This is a genomic window from Roseibacillus persicicus (assembly GCF_014651675.1).
Lineage (GTDB): Bacteria > Verrucomicrobiota > Verrucomicrobiia > Verrucomicrobiales > Akkermansiaceae > Roseibacillus > Roseibacillus persicicus.
This window is the reverse complement of sequence record NZ_BMXI01000001.1, coordinates 105,529-125,435: the sequence shown is the minus strand read 5'-3', so window position 1 is coordinate 125,435 and position 19,907 is coordinate 105,529. Positions and strand designations below refer to the sequence as shown.

Genomic DNA, 19,907 nt, shown 5'->3' with positions numbered 1-19,907 from the left:
AAGAGCTCAAGAAATTATGATGTCGAAACCCGGCTACGCGCACTGGGTTCGCAGTGAAATTGACCGCCGGATCGAGCTGGTGTATGCCGAGCGGGAGTTTAAAAAAGAAAACCCCGGTCAATTTCTGAAACCAGACTCGCCGCTCTATGGTGCCGAGTACTACTATGAAATTGAAAGCGGCAAGTTCATCGAGTCCCTCGGTTTTCTCCCTGGGCATGAGACGGTTGAAGTGCTGGGAGAACTGCTTGAAGATGAACGGACCGGATTCCAGCGCCCTCTTCCAACCGAACCCCAAAGTTCAATCGACCAATATTACTCCAATGCCCTCAAAGCGGTGATGGCCTTGAAACAACTCCGCGTTGGCCCCATCGACGGGGCTGAAAATCTAAGCACTCCCTCCAGTGCCAGCTACCAGGAAGTCGATCTCTATCGTGACTGGTGGGAAGAAGTCAAAGCGGGAGAACGCGACTACGTTTTCGACTGGGGTGGGTGGGAATACTACAAGGGGAAATACCGAATCAGGCCCAAGGAGCAGTGGCCGAAAGACCCATTTTCGAAAAAGAGAATTGCGGAACCGAGTCGCAAGCATCTTGTCCGAGAAGCAGCCAAGAAAGAGCGGGAGTTCTCATGGCCTGTTTTCATTGCAGTGGTCATCCTTGTCTTTGCAGTGGGCGTTTTTGTGAGAGGAAAACTCGGCTCGGCGACGCTGAGTTCTTGATGGTCGTCTGTCACGACGCTTTTGAAAACGGGGGCTTGAAAATGCCTTACCATTCCCGAGCCGGTCAATAGACCTGTGGCCAAGTGGGAGCGTCAGTTGTGCGTCCGGTCAATAGGTCGTAGCGAGTGGGGGAGCAGGCCCGCCTGGGGGGGCTGGCTCACTCTGGAATGGCTGGGTATCGGCTTTTTTCGCTACTCAAGTGTGATGGTCTCATCGAGGTTGAGGATGAGGTGGGCGGTCGCGGTGTAGGCGGCGTGTTCGATGGGGTCGAGCTGGGGATCCCGGGGAGAGGCGCCTACGTTGAGGAAGTCATCGGCTTCCTCGGGGTGCTGCGCAAAGTGCTCGGCGAAGTGGGAGTGATTACTCTCGAAAATCGCCATCATTTCGCTGTCGGGGGTATACCCGGTGGCGAGACGATAGAGGTAGGCGAGGCGTTCCTGAGGCTGAGCGCCAGCTTCGCGCAATCCGCGCGCTGCGAGGTTGCGAGCGGCCTCGAGGAAGGTCTCATCGTTCATAAGTGCAAGAGCTTGCAGCGGAGTATTGGTGATCTTGTGCCGGACATTGCAGACCTCGCGACCAGAGGCGTCAAAGATGGTTTGGCGGGGGGGATTCACTGCTCGCTTCCAATAGGTATACATACTTTTTCGGAAGAGGTCCTGGCCTTTGGACTCGATGTAGTTGGTTCCCTTGTTAGCAGCTACGCTGGCCCAGAGACCGGCCGGCTGATAGGGCTTCACGGGAGCGCCTCCGAGCTTGGGGTGCAGAAGACCCGAGGCATTCAGGGCGATGTCGCGAATGGCAAAGCCATCGAGCCGATAGCGCGGTCCCCGGGCAAGGTAGCGGTTCTCGGGATCGATTTCGTTGAGCCGGGGATTGCTGCGGGAAGATTGGCGAAAGGTGTGACTGGTCACGATGGTGCGATAGAGCCCTTTGACATCCCAACCGGAATCAATGAATTCCAAGGCGAGCCAATCCAGAAGCTCGGGGTTGACTGGCAGTTCGCCTTGGGAGCCGAAGTCTTCGGAGGTCTTCACCAAGCCCACGCCCATCATTCGTTGCCACATCCGGTTGACTACGACGCGGGCGGTGATGGGGTTTTCGCGGCTGACCAGCCAGCGGGCCAGTTCCAAGCGATCGGCGGGTTGGTCGTCACCGGGAAGGAGAGCTTCGAGCATTCGGCGAGGCAGGGCTTCGGATTTGTCGGGCTCGTTGTATTGCCCCCGATTGAGCAAGTAGGCTGGAGCCGGCTCACCGGAACTCTCGTTCATTACCATCACGGGAACTGCTCCAAGTCCTTTGCTCGCAAACTCACCCTCGACTTTTGCGAGATTCTCTTCCGCCTTCTTCATCACTGGATCGATGGTCTTGAAGTGGTCTTGCAAAAGCTTCTTCTCGGCGGCGCTGCGGTCGGCTTCTTTCTTGCGAATCGCGGCGTAAACGGGCTTGTTGGTCTGGAGCCCGAGTCCATTTAGTAGATCCTTGCTGGAGCTGGTCTGGACTCGGAGGCGACCGATGTTGTGATCCGCGAATGGAGAATTGAACTGAAGATGAATCTCGAGTTCACCTGCGACCTGAGCCTCCAGTGCTTTTTCTAAGACGAGGACGAGAGAGGCCTCTGAGTCGGGATTGCCACTGACCGCCCAACCGGTGTTATCTTTATTATCGAGGGCATTTTGAGCCGGATAGTTCTTTTGCTCGAAGCTGGCGACAGCTTTCGCAATCTTGACTGACAGGGCCTGTTCCGTCTGAGTAGGAGTGTGGGAGAGGTTCACTCCAGTGAGGACAAAGTTGCCGTTGTTAGAGCGGGAAAGTCCTTTGAAAGAATCATGGCCCAATGCGTCGAGTCGTAGGCCGGTGAGTCGCTCGCCTTTTTCTAATTTCAACTGCAAGTAGTAACTGGTCTGCGAGATGTTGTTGCCCTCGAAGAGGTAGGTGTGATCCGGCAAAGCGGTTAGAGCTCCTTGCCCTTCGGTGGTGGAAGCAGATTGCAAAAAGGCTTGGTTCCATCTGTTTGAGTCTTCGGACGCCAGCTGATGATGATTCTCGAGCCACTCTTGCAGTCTCTCGGGCGCGGTCTTTCTGGCGTCAGTGATCGCTTGCTCGGCCAAGTCCTTCTTGCGCTGGAGGTCGGCGGGGATTTTGTTGAGTGGGGAAGTGAAACGCTTGACGGGTTGAGCTTCGATGCCGCGACCGATTCCGCGTTCGTTGATGTTGTTGAAGTAGGCGTAGAGTTGGAAGAACTCGCGCTGGGAGATGGGATCGTATTTGTGGTCATGACAACGGGCACATCCCGTGGTGAGACCCAGCCAGATGGTGGAGGTGGTCTCCACGCGGTCGATGACGTTTTCCACCAGGAATTCCTCGGCCAAGGCGCCGCCCTCGTTGTTCTGGCGGTGATTGCGATTGAAGGCACTGGCCAGTTGTTGGGTCTCGGTGGCATCGGGCAACATGTCACCAGCGAGTTGTTCGATGGTAAATCGATCGAAGGGCATGTTGTCGCGATAGGCCTTGATCACCCAGTCGCGCCAAGGCCAGTTCGAGCGCGGGGAGTCATTCTGGTAGCCGTCGGTGTCGGCGTAGCGTCCAGCATCGAGCCAGAAGAGCGCCATGCGTTCGGCGTAAGCATCACTTTCTAACAACTGGTCGACATATTGCTCGTAGGCTTGCGAAGTCGGATTGGAGAGATACTGGTCGAGAAGGTCGAGGTCGGGTTGCAAGCCGGTGAGTGCCAAACTGGCGCGGCGCGCGAGGACTTCGGGTTTAGCCTCAGGGGAGGGGCTCAGCCCCTTTTCCGCCAGTTTACTTTGGATGAAGTGGTCGATGGGATTGTGGACGGGGACCGAGTGGTCTTCGACGGTCGGAGGGGCTGGCTTTTCGGGAGGGACAAAGGCCCAGTGTTTTTCATACTCCGCTCCTTCTGCAATCCAGCGCTTGAGCAATTCCTTCTCTTCATCTGTGAGAGAGCGGTTGGAGTCCGATGGGGGCATGGGATCATCCTCGTCGAAGATCCGGTGCACGACCTCGCTCTCGTCAGGTTTGCCAGGGACGATGGGGGCGATGCCCTTGATGGCGGCATAAGCCACCTCGGGTTCGTGAAGGGCGATATCGGCTTCGCGCTTGGCCTGGTCCGGCCCGTGACAATGGAAGCAGTTCTCCGACAGGATGGGGCGGATGTGTTGGTTGTAGCTAATCTTTTTCCCGGGTGCGGAAACCAAGGTGGGCGCTTGCGAGACCGAGCGTTTTTGGCTGCCGGAATCCTGAAGCTTCGCGATGGCGCGGGAGTAAGTTTCCTCAGGGGTCGGGTTTGGTTTAGGTTTTTCGAGTTGTTCGTCCCTTACGGCAAGCTCTTTCGGGGGGGCGGAGTCAGGCCGCAGCGCGACAAAGGAAATTCCAGCAATGGTGAGGGCAGCAGCTGCTCCCAAGGCGAGCGGGAGAGTCTTTTGTCGCCGGGGATTCTCCTTCGGGGGGCTGGTGTTGAAGGGGATGACGGAGACTTCGGGTTCACCGGAGACATCGTGCAAGAGTTGGTCGAGATGAGCCTGCTGCAGAAGCGCGGCCCGGGCCTCGGGATCGGAGCGCAACAATTGATTGAGGGCCTCGGACTCCTTGGGAGTGAGTGTGCCGGCGAGGTATCCTGTGAGGAGCGAGCGGTCGTGGTCGGTCATGATTCAGGAAGAAGGAGTTGAATTTTTTTTCTGGAGGCAGAGTTGGAGACTGTGGCGGGCACGATAGAGAGCCTGCCCCACCGCGGGAACGGTGGTGGCGAAATTTTTAGCGAGGGTTTTGAGGCTTTTGCGTTCGAAGTAATGCCCTTCGACGAGATGGCGTTGTCGCTCGGGAAGAGCGGCGAGGCAGGAGCGCAATCTCTTCTCCTGAGGTTCCTTTTCGTGCGAGAGAGTGTCGGGGGCTTCGGCTGCCATGAGGTGGACGACGTCGTCATCCAGAATTAAGCGGTTCTGGCTCCGGCGTTTGCGAAAGGCCATCAGCTGAAAGAAGGCCACCCGCTGGGACCAGGCCCAAAAAGAGGTGCCGTCCTGAAAGTCGGAGCGCTTCCGCCAGAGGACTAGATTGGTCTCCTGCAAGATATCGTCAGCGTCGGAACGATTGCCTACGGATGCAAAAAGATAGCTTTTGAGACGGCTTTGTACCGAGCGAATATCTTGCTCGAATCGGGAGAGGGAAGAATCTTCTTCGGCCACGAACATATCGGATGGTTATTGTTTTTTTTCGGGGATGGGTGGGAATGACCGGACTAGGCGAGAATGTCCTTCACGATGTGTCCGTGGACGTCGGTGAGGCGGAACTGGCGTCCTTGGAAACGGTAGGTCAAGCGTTCGTGGTCGATGCCCATCTGGTGAAGGATGGTGGCGTGCAGGTCGTGCACGTGCACGGGGTTCTCGGTGATGTTGTAGGAGTAGTCGTCGGTCGCGCCGTAGGTCATGCCTGGTTTCACACCACCACCGGCGGCAAAGATCGAGAAGCAGCGCGGGTGATGGTCGCGGCCATAGTTGTCACGCTTCAAGGTGCCTTGGCAGTAGGCCGTGCGACCGAATTCGCCGCCCCAGACTACGAGGGTGTCCTCTAACAGACCTCGCATCTTGAGGTCCTTGATGAGAGCGGCGGTCGGTTGATCGACGTCTTCGCATTGGCCGGGGAGCTGCTTGGGCAGGGTGAAGTGCTGGTCCCAGCCCATGTGAAAGAGTTGCACGAAGCGTACGTCCCTTTCCGCCAGTCGGCGGGCCATGAGGCAGTTGTATGCGTAGGTGCCGCGCTTTCTGACATTAGGTCCATACATTTGTAAGACGCTCTCGGGCTCGTTGCTGAAGTCGGTGAGCTCGGGAACCGAGGTCTGCATGCGGTAGGCGAGTTCGTATTGCTTGATGCGGGTGGCAATTTCCGGATCAGCGAATTCCGACAGCTTCTTTTCGTTCAATTCGGCCAAGTCGTCCAACATGCGCCGACGTGAACGAGCGGGAAATCCCTTGGGGTTGGAAAGATAGAGCACGGGATCGCCGGTACTCATGAACTTGACCCCAGCGTGTTGGGTGGGAAGGAATCCGGAGCCCCAGAGTCGATCGTAGAGGGGCTGACAGTTGGGACGACCCGTGCCACGCGATACCATTGCGACAAAGTCCGGCAAGTCCTTGTTAGAGGAGCCCAAGCCGTAGGACATCCAGGAACCGATACTGGGGCGCCCGGGGATCTGCGAGCCGGTTTGGAAGAACGTGATCGCGGGGTCATGGTTGATAGCCTCGGTATACATGGAGCGAATCACGCAAATGTCGTCCGAGATACCTGCGATGTGCGGGAGGAGTTCCGAGATCTCGGTGCCAGCCTGGCCATGTTTGGCGAACTGATACTTGGAGGCCGCAAGGGGGAAGCTCTTTTGTCCTGCAGTCATACCAGTGACCCGCTGGTTCATCTCGACGTGGTCGCTGAGTTCTTGGCCGAAGTACTTGTCGAGTTGAGGCTTGTTATCGAAGAGTTCTTGCTGGGACGGGGCGCCACTTTGGAAGAGGTAGATCATGCGCTTGGCCTTGGGCGCAGTGGTGCGAAACTGGTCCGGAATTTTCACTCCACCAGTAGCGAGTAGGTCTTGGCCCAGCATGTTGGCCAGGGCGGCTACACCCACGCCTTTGGCCGACTTTCCAAAGAAGTGGCGTCGATTGAGATGCAATTGGGATTCGGAAAAGGGGTCGGACATGGTGATAGGAAACGGTGGTTCGCTCCTATAGATAGCCTCCGGTGACCCGATTTAACGGTGAATCCTCCTTTTTCTCAAAAAAATCTAGCCGAGGAACTTGCCTGGATTGAGAACGGCGTCTACGTCGAGGGCGTTTTTGATCGCCTGATGGACCGAGAAATTGGCTTCGCCGACCGCTTGCTGGAACCAGCGTTTCTTGGCTAGGCCGACGCCGTGCTCGCCGGTGATGGCACCACGGTTGGCTAAAATCCAATTGAAAAGTTGGTCGAGGGCCGCGTCGGCGGGCTTCTTCTTCTCGGGATCGTCGTAGTCTTCGACCATGAGGTTGACGTGGATGTTTCCATCGCCGGCATGGCCAAAGCAAGCAACCGGAATTCCGGTATTGGCTGCGAGTTCCTGCGCGAATTCCACCAACTCGACGAGCTTGGAGCGGGGGACAACGATGTCTTCATTGAGTTTGGTGAGGCCGGTAGCGCGCAGAGAATAGGAGAACTCACGGCGAAGCTTCCAGACGGCTTCGCAGGCAGCGTCGTCCCGGTGGGTCTCGATGGAGAGTGCTCCGGCGGTGGAGAGGAGGCTTTCGAGCTCGGGGAGCTCGGCTTCCACTGCTGAATTGCGTCCATCGATTTCCACGATGAGGTGGGCTTCACCAGCGGGGAGGGAATCAGCACCGAGATAGTCGCGGGCGGCTTGAAGAGTGAAGGCATCGGTGATTTCCAGCGCGGAAGGAAGGTGGCCGGAGTTGAGGATGGTTTGCACCGCAGCGGCAGCTTCGCTGAATTGCGCAAAGGTGGCGGTCAGCATCGCCCGGCGTTGCGGGTGGGGAATGATGCGGAGGGTAGCTTCGGTGACGATACCTAACAAGCCCTCGGAGCCAACAAAAAGCTCGGTTAGAGAGAAGCCGGTTTTATTTTTATGGCAGCGCCCTCCCACTCGGGTGATGGTGCCGTCAGCGAGGACGACTTCCAAGCCCATCACATAGTTCTTGGTGACCCCGTATTTGAGACAGCGGGGGCCACCGGCATTGGTGGCGATGTTGCCACCCAGTGAACACTCTTTTAGCGAAGCTGGATCAGGCGGGTAATACCAACCGACTTCGGCTGCGGAGTCTTGGAGAGTTTTGGTGATGACTCCCGGTTGAACCACGGCCAAGCCGTCCGCGGGAGCCAGCTCCAGAATCTGATTCATGCGGGCGACGGACAGGACGATTCCGCCTTGAATGGGAACGGCGCCCCCGACATACCCAATTCCCGCTCCCCGAGTTGTAACGGGAATCTTGTTTTGATGGGCAAAGGCGAGGACTTTGGAGACGTCGTCAGTGCTTTCGGCAAAGACCACGACCTCGGGAGAGGCCGCAAAGTTCCATTTGTCGATGGCGTGGGTAGCCAAATCGTCGGTGGCTACGGAAACCTTGTCCGCGCCGAGAAGGGCGATGAGCTCTTGCTGCATGAGCGCGAGTGTAGGGGGAAGTTGTCAGCACTCGCAACGCTACATTCTGGTCCAGATGGATTGGAGGCGTTCTACTTACCTCACTTGAGCCGCAGCCCGGGGACGGATGGTGTCCTTGAAGGTCTTGACCCGGGGTCTGCTGGAGCGAGGGTCGATGTAGGCGACCAGAAGATAGCGGGAGGTGGGGAGAAAGCGATAGGAGGTTTCCTTGCCATTGACCCACTCGTCGCGGCTGTTCTTAAACTGAAAGGCGACGGGAGCCATATTGAAGTCATCTCTGTTGGTTGGCATTTCGAACCCTTTGGACTGATTGGGTTTGAGGACTTCTTTGGTCTGTCCAAGAATGAAGCGGATTTCGTCCGCGTGAAGGTTCACGACGTGGGTGCCACCGGCAGGGAAGCTGTCCTCGGTATTGTCGATGGGAAAAAGTTTCCAAGCGGTCTTGCCGCCCTGGTTGCCTTTCACGAAAATGAAGATGGCCTTCTTAATTTTGGCTGGAACTGCGGTGGAGGTGAGCAGTTCGCCTGACTTTTCATCGAAGAAGTTCAACTTCCCGTCGACCGCGTAGCATTCCATGGGGTCGGAGATGCGGTTCCTCATGACTTTGACAGCGACTTGATTCTTTTCGCCCGCGGTATTGACGAGAGCGGGAGGGGCTTCTTCGAGAGCGAGGAAGCGACACTCCAGAGCCCGGGTTTCCGCCTGAACCAGCGAGGAAAGGGCGAGCAGGGCGGAGAGTCCGAGGGTGAATTTACGAAATGGAATCATGAGTGAAATAGGATCTGTTAGGTAATAACTACTAGGGCTTTTGCCGATGAGGCGCAATAGAAGAAGGGGCGGACTTTCCTTAAACTTCGTCTTGGCTCAACCAGCGGAAGGAAACGACCCGGAAACGGCGACCGAATCTCTCGTTATCATCGCTGGTCAGATCCGCAGGCTTGGTCTCGACCGCGTCGCGGCTATCGAGCCACTCGGGATAACGTTGGACGACCGCTTCGCAAACGGCAGAGGCGAGAACCTTGCCGGCCTTGTTGCGGGACTCACCCATTCCACGGACGACAAAGGTATCCGAGCGGGCCGTTGCGGCGTTGCCCAACGTGTTCAAGAGGTCGGCCTGAGTCAGGTAACCGGGAGCGCCCTGATAGCTGGCTCCAGCAGCGGCCTCGGTGTTGGAATATTTGTAGTCGGCAATTTCGGCTCTATCGATTTCGTATCCTGCAGTTGCCTGCTGGGCGACCTCTTCGTTCAGATTTGCCAAATCGATGGCGGCCTGGAGGGCTCCTTTCATCGCGAGCTCATCGTTGCCCAACTGACGGTTGACGAATTCGGCCAAGGAGAGGAAAGGTCCCCGCTGCTTGACTTGCTCGACGATATTCTCGGCCAAGACCTCGATCTGGGCTTCAGTGTATTCACGCGGCGCAAGCCAGTAGGCGCTTCTATCTTCCCCACCATCTTCAGCTGAGCGGGATAGTGGGACGCGGAGGCGACTGAGCCGGGTTTCACCGGAACCGGTGGAGCCGAGCTCTTCGAGCGAGGAGCTGGAATTGGAGGGGGAAAGCTCATTGAGCAGGGCATCCGGAGCGTGGATGGAAGCCAGCATGGCTTTCCACGCTTTCACGGAAGTCGAATTCACGTTGAAGGCGCCTTCCATCATCTGCCAGGCTGCAATCTTCTCGTGGGCCAATTCATCGTTTGCGAGCTCCTCCAGCTCGGAGGTATCCCGGGTGCTGGGGTTGTAGAGTTGCAGGCGATCGTCGGTAAGAGAGTTGAGCTCAGAGAATTCGCGGATGGAATCGGCAGTTGAGCGACCATTTCCGAACGGGCCGGTCTGGCTGCCGAGACCGGAGAAGTAGAACTGGTCGTAGAAGGCCAGATTCATGAGGAAGGAGTGGTCCAGCATCTGGTAACCGCGGGGAGCGGTCTGGGTGATGGCGTTGCTCAAGAGAAGAGGGTGGGCCCACGAGTTTCCGATCGGAGCGGCGAAGCGAGGGAGGAAGTTGGAGATTCCGCCGGGGTTGGCTCCGTTGAGAGTGGAGAGCGACTGTAGGGGAGTGACTGGGATTTCGTAGCTCACCCCGAACTTGCTCCCGTTGAAAGAAGAGTGGCCGGTGATGAAGTTTCCGCGCTCGCCTTGCACCTCAATGATGTCCCTGGTGCCTTCCCCCAGAGTGAGAGGCTGAAGGTCAATCTCGTGCGAGTGGGCGGAGGGGTGCTCCAGCAAGAGGTCAGCGGAAGATGCTCCGACTGACCCGTGGGCGAAGGCCCAAGGCTTGGCGGCCACGCGGCCATCGATTTGAGAGGCACTTCCGGAATTGTAACCACCGTGGGTGGTCTTGGCCTGCAGGCTGAGAACAGCCAGCGGCTTCACGTTTTCCATATCGCTGATGGGGGTTCCGCTCCAATCGAGGAGTTCACGTCCATCCACTGTTCCCTCGGCTGGGAAGCGCAAGGTGCCGGTCCGGTTGCCGAGGATGGTTTCCCGAAGGTTGGCGGCGCTGCCGTAGTCGATCTCAATGGCATTGACCACTGAGGGGGTGCGGGAGCCGGTTGGGGTCGCGCTCATGGTGACGAGGAATTTGTTGTCGGAAGAGGTCGAGGAGAAAGGAGCGAACTCGGCATGGATTTTGTCATCGGGGCTGAGTCCGAAACAAGAGCTCCATCGTCCATTGGCTGCGTTGCCGTCGATCTTAAGGGCACCGGCGAGCCAGTCACAGTCGAAGCCGATGCCGTCGCCGCGCCATCCGGGCATTGCGTCCAGGTTTGCGGTTTTGTTGTCGCCGACGTAGATGTCCCAGTTCTGGCGACCACCCGAGAAGTTACTCTGGTAGGTGAGACGGGGGCTGAGGTAGGGGGAGAAAAGAATGACCTCACCAGGCAGCATCTGGAAGTTAGTGGAGCCGGGTCGTCCGGAGCGATTTGTCTTGAGGGTCATGCCGAAGACCTTGCTCTTACCCTCGGTGTCATTGTCGGCGAACATCGTCTCGAAGGGGACGAGGTCACGGCTTTGAGGTGCTCCATTGCGGAAGACCTGCAGGGCGAATGGAATGTGGTGGAACTCAACTTTCAGGTTCTGGAACTCAAGCGCGACCGAGTAAGGGTTGTGGAGGACCACTACCGGGGTGTAGAGGAGATGGAGATCGTAGTTGTAGTTTGTGTCCTTGAAGTGGTTGGCCTGCGGATTGTGCATCACCGGATACTGGCTCGCCTTGATAGGCGCGGCGTTGGCCGCATACCGGGGCTGGCGGAACAGGTCACGTCCGACCAAGCTGAAGATCATCTGGACCTTTGCAATCGTGGGCATGAGCACCAGATCTTCGGGCGGGGCCTCGTTGAGAACGTAGGTCGTGCCAGTGCGGGAGCGAACTTCTTCCGCTGCCTGCCAGCCGCGAGGAGAGGTGGTCGAAACCAAGGGAACGTTGTTGTCCTTCGTGATACCATCCTCGTGCAGCCGGGCGAAGTCGAACAGGGCGTTCCAGCGAGGGCTGGAGGAGCGCTCGGAGCCGCTCATGCCGAGCAAAGTTTCGTAAACATTGGAACCATCCAAGCTAGCGTATTCTTCGTTAACGGGGCTATAGATGGAGGGAATGTTGGGCTGGGCCGCGAACAAGCTGAAGTCGGTGCGCAACCCGCCGTGTGCGGTGTTGGAGAGGACTCCTTTTGAAAACAGGGTGATATCGTGCATCAGACCCTTGGCAGTGTCCGAATCCGTTCCGGCCAATTTCTCGGCGGCGAGCTCGAAGTTCCGGGTAGTCACGGACTTGGCGAGGACCTCGGAATCTTCAGAGTCCTTTTCGAAAGTCTCCGAGCGGATGTTCTCGAGACCCTCAATGAATTCGGCGGAAGGGCGCACGCCGCTGCCCAATTGAGCCAACTTGTCTCCGGTGGTCCGGTCGCGCTCGTTGGTCAAGGTGTTGACCCGGGCCTTGACGCCTTCGTCCAGGATAGCCCAGGCGTAAGAACCACTGTTGGAACCATTGCTGTCGTTCAACTCGACCCGCGAAGCTTTCACGTGAAGGTTGTCGCCGGTGGACTGACCGAGGGAGGCGTCTCCCCAGAGAGTGACTTGGTCTGAAAGGCTGTTTTTGGCAAACTGGTTGGTGATGCTATTGCTCTCCGGGGCACCCGAAACCAGCCAGCTGAGAAGCTTGTCTTCCTTGGAACTCTGGGAGAACTCGTTGGAGCTTGGAGGGGAATTGGCGTCAATTGGCCAGGACTCCCAGACCCCGGTCAGATAAGGGTTCGCCACATTGCCCTGAAGAATGTCCGCTCTGGCCGTCACGCGGGTATCGGGACCAGCGTGCTTCTGGAGCTCTCCCACTGCCAGGTTGAGCGCCAGGCGCGCGTTGGCACGGGCTTCAGCCATTGCCGCGTCACCTTGTGCTCCACGCAGAACAGTGCTGGAGAGTGACAACAGTCCGATGGCGATCAGAGACAAAAGCACCAGCATCGTCACAGTCACGATAAGGGAAAAGCCAAGTTTGGCCTTTCTGCGGGGTGGAGAGGTGGAGGCGTGTAGTTTCATGGGAGTTCAATTAAGTTCGCTTGTGTGATTTACATTGTCAATGCTTCTTGTTTTCCCCTTCTGGTCTAAAGTTTTGCGAAATTCGTCACTGGCTGGTCTTTCATCAGATGGTGGCACATAGGAGAGAAGGGCAAAAAAGTTCCCATGTTCTCAGATAGAAAACCCACCTATGAAATTCGCGAAACGTCCCCCCAAGGCCAGCCTGTTGCTCCTCCCTGTTCTCATTGGAGGAAGTTTGGTGCCGGTGTACGGACACGGCTTTGAAGTCTTAGTATTTACTAAAGCAGCTGGATTCGCGCATTCGTCGAGGACCGAGGGGGCGGTCGCCTTGGAGGAGCTCGGAATCGAGCATGACTTTGGGGTGACCGTGACGGACGACGCGGGGGTGTTTACCTCGGAATTGTCAAATCATCAGGTAGTTGTTTTTCTTAATACGACGGGAGACGTTCTTGACGCAACTCAGCAAACGGCGTTTCAGAATTGGTATCGGTCTGGTAAGGGCTTTGTCGGCATTCATGCGGCAACCGACACCGAAAAGGGGTGGCCGTGGTATATTGAGATGGTTGGCGCGGAGGTTGTCAATCACTCGGCGGTGGTGCCGGGGACGATCGAATTTCTTGATCAGGTTCATCCCATTACCAACGTTCAGGACCCGTCCACTGGACAGCGGGTCACCAGTTGGACGGTGAGTGATGAGTGGTATAACTTTGCCACCAGTCCGCGGGGTAGGGTTCATGTGCTGGCTCAGGTCGATGAAGCGACCTATAATGGCGGAACCCATGGGGACGACCATCCCATCATGTGGTGTCACGAGTTTGACGGAGGACGATCAGCTTATCTGGCGATGGGTCATCCCGGCGCGATATTTTCCGAAGACCTCTTTCGCGGTCTCATCACCAACTCCGTCGAGTGGGCTGCCGGGGAGTTGGGAGGGGATAGTGGTGCTACGATCGAGGAAAACTATGAGAAAGTGGTGCTCGATAATAGTCTCGCGGCTCCCATGGCGATCGATATTGCCCCCGATGGACGGATCTTTCTAGTCGAGCGCAAAGGGGCGGTGAAAGTCCACGACGAAAGTTCGGGGGTGACGACCACCATCGCGAATCTCGCTGAGTATAGTGGGGGGGAATATGGGTTGATTGGGATAGCTCTTGCGCCCGACTTTTCCACTTCGCAGCAGCTCTACATCCACTGGTCGCCATCGTCCGGAACCAATACTCGAATCTCGAGGTTCACCTTGGATACCGCGGGGAATCTGGATTTGAGCAGCGAGGTCGTGATCTTGGAATACCTCACCAATCGTCCGACCGAAACGGGGAATTCGGGGCACCACCAGGCGGGATGCTTGCGATTCGATAGTGAGGGCAATCTCTTTGTTTCCATCGGGGACAATACCCAGGCGAGTGGTTATAGCCCGCGTTTTGACAATCTCATCGGGCGTGATGCGCGGAAGGCTTCGCCAAACACCGATGACCTCCGGGGAAAGATTCTGCGGATCAAACCCGATGTGGGGGGAGGGCCGGCAGCTCACCCGAATTACACCATTCCGGCAGGAAACCTCTTTTCGGAAGGAACGGCGGCGGCCCGTCCCGAAATCTATGTGATGGGTTGCCGGAATTGCTTCCGCTTCTGTTTGGACCCGTTCACAGGGTGGCTTTACTACGGTGATGTGGGTCCGGATGCGGGAGGAGATGGAACGACTGCCTTCACTGGACCCCGGGGACATGATGAATTCAATCAGGTGAAAGAGGCAGGTTTCTTTGGCTGGCCATACTTCATTGCCGATAACAAGCCGTATCTGGATGGCGATGCCAATCCATGGAGCATGGCAACCCTTCGCGCGGATTTGACGAATTATTTGACCAACGTTTCTTCTTTCACCACCAGTGGTGCTTCTGCGGGAGATCCGAGTCTTTTGCCTGAGCCCGAGCCTGCTTGGATCTGGTATCCTGATGGAGCGGGCAATGCTCCCGAGCAGTTTTCCGAGGTCGGAGCTTCCGGCGGACGATGTGCGATGGCTGGAGCGGTCTATGACTTCGAGCCCGGAAAGAATTTTCCCGAATACTATGAGAAAAGCGTTTTCCTCATGGAGTGGTCGCGGAACATGATTTTGGAGGTCAAGAATAATCCTGATGGCTCCATCTTCGAGATCACGGAGTTCGCTCCACACATCTCGCTGAGCCGACCAATTGACATGGTCTTTGGCCCGAATGGGGCCATGTATGTGATCGAGTGGGGAGAAAACTTCGGCTCGGGCACTTCGGCTGATACTGCCTTGGTGAAAATTCAGTACACGGATGCGGCTGCCACTCCGATTGCCGTCGCTTCTGCTGATGTGACCAGCGGCCAAGTGCCTTTGACCGTCAACTTCAGTTCGGCAGGGAGCTATGACCCTGATAGCGCGAGCGTGACCTATGGCTGGGACTTCAACGGTGACCAGATCATTGACTCAACTTCGCCCAGTCCCACCTATGTCTTTGATACCCCCGGGGTCTATCAAGTGCAGTTGACTGTGACCGATGGCGATCTGCTTTTTTCGCGCGCCAATCTGACGATTACAGCTGGAAACAATGCGCCGGTTCTGGAATTCGTGGAGCCTGACACCTTCACCTTCTTCGATTGGGGTGATAGCGTTTTGTTCAGCTTCTCGGTTACCGATGTGGAGGATGGTAGCAGCGCGACGGGCGAGATCACGGATGAAGATGTGCTGTTCGAGGCATCCCTGGGACATGATGACCATCAGCACAATGAGATTCAGTTCAACGGCTTGTCCGGAGTGCTCGAGGTGCCCCGGGATGATAGTCATGCCTTTGACGCGGACTTGGCTTTTGTCTTTGACGCCTATTATACGGACCAAGGCGCGCCCGGGACTGCTCCTATTCAAGGGAACGCCAAGACGGTGATTCAGCCCAAGGTCACCATGGTGCAGACTTTCGACGGTCAGTCGGGATTGGACGTGGCCGACTCCGGCGATCCGGTGGGAGGGAATGTGGATGTGATCAATGTGGACCACGGAGATTACCTTTATTTTGGGGGATTGAATCTCGCAGGAATGGAAGCGATTCGGATTCGAGCCGCCTCCAACGGTGGGGGGACGGTGCAGGTTCGGCAGGGGTCACCTACGGGAAATCTAGTAGCCAGCATCACTGTGACGGCAGGGAATGGGGTAGACTACCTTGATTACACTGCTTCTTTGAGCAATGTGACCGAGGGCGGGCAGGACCTTTACTTTGTATTTGAAAACGCTCCTTCGGGGGCAGACCTCATGCGGGTCAACTGGGTGAACTTTCGGGGGCAGGGAGCAACCCTCGTCCCCAACCGTCCGCAGGTTGCTGAGGTTCAAGTCCCTGACTATGGGCAGGTTCGGGTCACCTTCGATCAGGCGATGGACCGAGCCACAATGGCGGATGCAGGGAACTATCAGGTGAGTGGCGGGGCGAGTGTCTCCAACGCGGAGGCCAGCGCGGATCAACAGTCCGTTCTTTTGACGCTCGGTGGCGCCAGTGCGGGCTCTTATTACACCATCATGATGGAAGGGATCGAAGACTTGGCCGGTGACGAGATGGCGTCGGGAGCACAAGTGACAGTCCTGAACGAAATCAACGCTTCGCCAGAGTTCTTTCTTGGGCTGAATGGTGGGGGCCCCGATTATACGGATTCCCTTGGCAACCTCTACCTTGCGGATAGCGGTTCTGCGGCAGGAACGGGAGTGGCAATGACGGTCCTGGTCGACTTTCAAGGCACGAACGGTAATCCTACCGAGGCGACTGCGGCGGACTTTGCGATCGCTGATCCTGCGGTGCAGTCCAATGCTGTGGTGCAAGTGATCACGGGGAATAATCCCACCGATGCCGAGGTGGCGGCAACGGGCATTACTGGCGTGACGGTGACTAATGTGGGCGGAAACGGATCATATAATACCAACAAAGGTGACTACGTGGGAGCTGCCATTACCGGCTCCTACTTGTATGAGACGGCAGCTTTCGCCGATGCAGCGGATAGCACCCTGACGATAGCAGGTCTCGGTGAGGTGGAGGAGGGGAGTCCCATGAAGCTGACTCTCTATGGAGTTGGGGATACGGGAGAATCCGACAATACCTTCGAAGTGGTCTACAATGGGTCCGTGGTTGGCACCCAAACCACCGACTATGAAACGCCTGCCAATTCATATGCCCAGTTCACGATTGAAAAGGTCAGTGGGCAGGATTCCATCACTGTGAATTGGGGCGAAGGAGGGACGACGACTACGGGATTGAATGGTTTTTCCATTACAACTACCGGGGGTGGTTCCATTCCGTATCTAATCAATGGCGACCGAAGCTATTCCACGGATGACCCCATCGCGAATACCGATGATGAGGCCCTCTATCAGACGGAGCGTTGGCAAAGCGGAGGATTTGGCTACACCATTCCGGCCCCTGACGGGACCTATCAAGTCCTCTTGCGTTTTGCTGAAATCTATCAAACCGCTGATGATAGTCGGACGTTGAACGTTCAGATTGAAGGTGGGGGGAACGTGTTCAATCCAGACCTCGATATCCATGCTCAAGTCGGACACGACGCGGCCTATGACTATTTGGTTGAGGAGGTGGTGGTCACGGATGGAAGTCTCGATATCGCCCTGATTGACACCGGGGTGGATAATCCCAAGGTCTCGGCGGTGGGCGTCTACCGCCTCGTGGCCAGTGCCAATTCCATTCCCGTGCCGTCCTTTGCTGACTATCTCGGAAACAACCCTGAGTCTTTGTCGAGTATTGTCAGCGATATTGACGGAGACGGCATCGTCACCCTGATGGAGTATGCGTTGGGTGGGGATGAACAAAGTGCTGATGTGGAAAGGCTTCCGCGCTTTCAAGCAGATGGGGCGGGCGACTTCAGCCTGATCTTCCAGCGTCCGGTTGATCTGCCGGACTTGGTTTATTCGGTGGAGGCGTCGGAAGATTTGGAGGGTGCTTGGACGCCAATTGCGGCCCCATTGGCCACGGATGATCCTATCGGGGATCAGGAGGTCGTGACTTTCTCGGGACTAGCGGCAGCAGCTGGGGCGGCTGGACTTTCCAATCCGGAGCGCTGCTTTTTCCGTCTGCGAGTGGAGCTGGTCAATCCGGTAGTGAATCCCTAACCGTGAGACCGAGTTCAGTGGCAAGTGTGTGAGCTCGGGCGAAGTCACGTGCGACCTCGCCGGGAGCATGGGCATCCGAGTTAATATAGATGGGGATGTTGGCTTGAGCTGCGAGTTCGAGGAAGCCGCGTGCGGGGTATTGCTCCGCACAAGGCTTGTGCCAGCCTGCGGTGTTGATTTCAAAGGCTCCGCCGGTAGCGACCAGAGCCTCAATTGTTGGTTCGTAAAATCGCCGGAGATCTCCAGCTGGGGCAAAGGCAAACTTTTTAATCAAATCGGGGTGCCCGTGAATCTCAAACCGCTTGGCCCTCACCATCCCGGTGTAAGTTGCCCAGTAATTGGTCCAAAGGTCATCCAGCTCGCTGGCGCCGAGATCTTTCCATAGGGAAAGGTGGGCTGGATTGTCAAAATCCCAGCGGTCCCCAGAGGCTCCGGGCAGATAATGGACTGAACCGATGAGGTAGTCCCAATCATGATAGCTCCGCAAAGTGTCGAGGTGAGGTTCGCAGCCCGCCAACCAGTCACACTCCATGCCGGCTCGAATCGTCAAGCGATCGCCCGCGTGTTCTCGAGCGGTCCCAATCCAATCGAGATATTTGGGCAGATCGGACATGCTCATGCGCCAGTCGTCGAAAGGCTCGGGCGTGTGCGGGGCGTGGTCCGAGATTCCATACTGATGCAGTCCGGCAGTGAGGGCCGCCTCAACGTATTGCTGGGGCGTGCCCTCTGCATGGTGGCAGAGAGGGGTGTGGGTGTGGAGGTCGCTCGTCACGCCATCGACGATAGCTCTTTCCTTTCAAGTCTCCAAGAACGGTGTGTGAGACTTGATTTGATACGCTTTGCCATTGTGGCTGGCCGCAGTCGTGCGTAGAGTCACCAGTGAACCCGAACTGAATCCTCGGGAATTGGCTGAATATGAGTGAAATCGGAAGCGGGTGGGCAGAGCCGGATGTCTTTACAGGACCTTTGTTCGAAATTTTAAAGCGTCATCCCAAGCGGATCGTGTTTTCGGAAGGAGAAGACCCAAGGGTCGTGCAGGTTGCTGCTGAGATGGTTAGGCTGGAAATTGGCATCCCCATTCTCTTGGGGAACAAGGAAAAAGTCCGGGCGATGGCGACCAAGCTAGGCGCGAAGATGGATTTCGTGAAGGTCATCGACCCCAACACCGCTGATGACCTGGACCTATTCACCGAACTGCTCATCCGTATTGAAAAGCTGAAAGGAATCAACTTGGCCAATCCGCGCGAGACGGTGAGCCGAAGTCATTTCTTTGCCGCCATGATGATCCAATATGGTCAGGCGGATGCGATGGTGGGGGGAAATATCAATTTGCCCGCGACCATTCACCGCGCGCTCGTGCAATTGGTGAAGCCGATGCCGGGGGTCTCCCATCCCTTCACGGCGGCCATCATGGTTTCCGAGAAGTTGCCTCACTTCGGTCCCGATGGGGTGCTCTTTTTGGCCGATTGTGGAATCACCGACATTCCTACCGTCTCCGAGCTCACCAATATTGCGGTCGAAACCGGTCGCTTGGCCCATCACTACGTCGGCCGACGCGTGCGGGTGGCCATGTTGAGTCACTCCTCCATGAACTCTGCGGCCAGTGATTCCGCGGCACGGGTTCGCGCAGCCACCGATGCGGCTCGCGCGCTGGTGAGCCACAATCGCTATGAGATCGAGATCGATGGCGAGCTTCAAGCCGATGTCGCCCTCGATCCTGCGGCGGCTGAGGTCAAGCTGCCCCAGATGGTGAACCGTCCTCCTGCGGACGTGCTGGTTTTTCCCAATCTCGATGCCGCGCACATCTCGATGAAGTTGCTTCGTCACGTCGGAGGAGCGACCAAATATGGTCAGTTGGTCCTTGGGCTGACTCGCCCCGCCGCCCAAGTGCCACGCACCGTGACGCCACGGGGCCTACTCGGTACCGCTGCCGCAGTGGGCGTCGAGGCCATCAAGTATCACGAAATGTTCCCACACGGGTAGCTTTCGAGAAATCCCAAGGAAAAGTTCGTCCCACGGCATCAGAAGCCAGTGGGGCGGAGGCGGGAGCCGGAGAAGGTTTCGAAAAATACCGCCGGCGGGACTCGAACCCGCACGACCTTGCAGTCAATGGATTTTAAATCCACAGCGTCTACCATTCCGCCACGGCGGCATTTGATTTCGATTGTGATAGGGGTGGTCGATTCTATCCTGTTAGGAATCCGTCGTTTTGCCCCTCACAAGCTCGGGGGATATACCATGCGGGTCTGACCGTCAACGGTTGAAGAGCTTGGCGCTGTCAAAATCCTTCTCTTGTTTCATTTGCGAAAAGCAGGGGAGCAATTCCCCGGGAATCTGGTCCAATAGGCCCGACTCCCGGAAGCTTCTGACGAAACAGTTTGAAGAAGGAAAA

The 19,907-nt window shown here is 56.9% G+C and carries 10 protein-coding genes and 1 tRNA gene; 3 read left to right on the top strand and 8 right to left on the bottom strand.

The features are described 5' to 3' along the window. Positions 1 to 16: 16 nt before the first annotated feature. A complete protein-coding gene (locus IE099_RS00440; RefSeq protein WP_189566267.1) occupies positions 17 to 718 on the top strand; it encodes a hypothetical protein in 702 nt (233 codons plus the stop codon). Between the two features lie 191 nt (positions 719 to 909). On the opposite strand, the gene IE099_RS00435 is transcribed toward IE099_RS00440, so the two are convergent. The 6 genes from IE099_RS00435 to IE099_RS00410 form a co-directional block, all read right to left on the bottom strand. Beyond that, a complete protein-coding gene (locus IE099_RS00435) occupies positions 910 to 4,383 on the bottom strand; it encodes a PSD1 and planctomycete cytochrome C domain-containing protein (protein WP_189566266.1) in 3,474 nt (1,157 codons plus the stop codon). 3 nt (positions 4,384 to 4,386) lie between these two features. Beyond that, on the bottom strand, positions 4,387 to 4,923 hold the full coding sequence (locus tag IE099_RS00430) for a sigma-70 family RNA polymerase sigma factor (RefSeq protein ID WP_189566265.1): 537 nt from the start codon (positions 4,921 to 4,923) through the stop codon (positions 4,387 to 4,389). A 47-nt stretch (positions 4,924 to 4,970) separates the two neighbouring features. Then, positions 4,971 to 6,422, bottom strand: a complete 1,452-nt coding sequence (locus IE099_RS00425; protein ID WP_189566263.1) for a DUF1501 domain-containing protein — start codon at positions 6,420 to 6,422, stop codon at positions 4,971 to 4,973. 84 nt (positions 6,423 to 6,506) lie between these two features. Next, a complete protein-coding gene (locus IE099_RS00420) occupies positions 6,507 to 7,871 on the bottom strand; it encodes an FAD-binding oxidoreductase (protein ID WP_189566261.1) in 1,365 nt (454 codons plus the stop codon). Between the two features lie 75 nt (positions 7,872 to 7,946). Then, positions 7,947 to 8,639, bottom strand: a complete 693-nt coding sequence (locus IE099_RS00415; protein ID WP_189566259.1) for a hypothetical protein — start codon at positions 8,637 to 8,639, stop codon at positions 7,947 to 7,949. Between the two features lie 79 nt (positions 8,640 to 8,718). Beyond that, positions 8,719 to 12,393 carry a hypothetical protein gene (locus IE099_RS00410; protein WP_189566257.1) on the bottom strand — a complete coding sequence of 1,225 codons (3,675 nt, stop codon included), beginning with the start codon at positions 12,391 to 12,393 and terminating at the stop codon, positions 8,719 to 8,721. 169 nt (positions 12,394 to 12,562) lie between these two features. On the opposite strand from IE099_RS00410, the gene IE099_RS00405 reads away from it, so the two are divergent. Continuing rightward, positions 12,563 to 17,515 (top strand): ThuA domain-containing protein, encoded by a 4,953-nt coding sequence (locus IE099_RS00405; protein WP_189566255.1) that lies wholly within the window; start codon positions 12,563 to 12,565, stop codon positions 17,513 to 17,515. Here the strand turns inward: IE099_RS00405 and IE099_RS00400 are convergent. Then, on the bottom strand, positions 17,493 to 18,287 hold the full coding sequence (locus IE099_RS00400; RefSeq protein WP_189566253.1) for a histidinol-phosphatase: 795 nt from the start codon (positions 18,285 to 18,287) through the stop codon (positions 17,493 to 17,495). The genes IE099_RS00405 and IE099_RS00400 overlap by 23 nt on opposite strands. Before the next feature lie 143 nt (positions 18,288 to 18,430). On the opposite strand from IE099_RS00400, the gene IE099_RS00395 reads away from it, so the two are divergent. Beyond that, the gene (locus IE099_RS00395; RefSeq protein WP_189566251.1) at positions 18,431 to 19,498 is read left to right on the top strand and encodes a phosphate acyltransferase; all 1,068 of its coding nucleotides are present in this window, start codon (positions 18,431 to 18,433) and stop codon (positions 19,496 to 19,498) included. A gap of 86 nt (positions 19,499 to 19,584) precedes the next feature. Here the strand turns inward: IE099_RS00395 and IE099_RS00390 are convergent. After that, positions 19,585 to 19,667, bottom strand: a tRNA-Leu gene (locus IE099_RS00390). Positions 19,668 to 19,907: the final 240 nt, after the last annotated feature.

Bases quoted from the DNA above. Each gene is read 5' to 3' on its own strand.
- IE099_RS00440 (WP_189566267.1), top strand. From the start codon at position 17: ATGATGTCGAAACCCGGCTACGCGCACTGGGTTCGCAGTGAAATTGAC.
- IE099_RS00435 (WP_189566266.1), bottom strand. From the start codon at position 4,383: ATGACCGACCACGACCGCTCGCTCCTCACAGGATACCTCGCCGGCACA.
- IE099_RS00430 (WP_189566265.1), bottom strand. From the start codon at position 4,923: ATGTTCGTGGCCGAAGAAGATTCTTCCCTCTCCCGATTCGAGCAAGAT.
- IE099_RS00425 (WP_189566263.1), bottom strand. From the start codon at position 6,422: ATGTCCGACCCCTTTTCCGAATCCCAATTGCATCTCAATCGACGCCAC.
- IE099_RS00420 (WP_189566261.1), bottom strand. From the start codon at position 7,871: ATGCAGCAAGAGCTCATCGCCCTTCTCGGCGCGGACAAGGTTTCCGTA.
- IE099_RS00415 (WP_189566259.1), bottom strand. From the start codon at position 8,639: ATGATTCCATTTCGTAAATTCACCCTCGGACTCTCCGCCCTGCTCGCC.
- IE099_RS00410 (WP_189566257.1), bottom strand. From the start codon at position 12,393: ATGAAACTACACGCCTCCACCTCTCCACCCCGCAGAAAGGCCAAACTT.
- IE099_RS00405 (WP_189566255.1), top strand. From the start codon at position 12,563: ATGAAATTCGCGAAACGTCCCCCCAAGGCCAGCCTGTTGCTCCTCCCT.
- IE099_RS00395 (WP_189566251.1), top strand. From the start codon at position 18,431: ATGAGTGAAATCGGAAGCGGGTGGGCAGAGCCGGATGTCTTTACAGGA.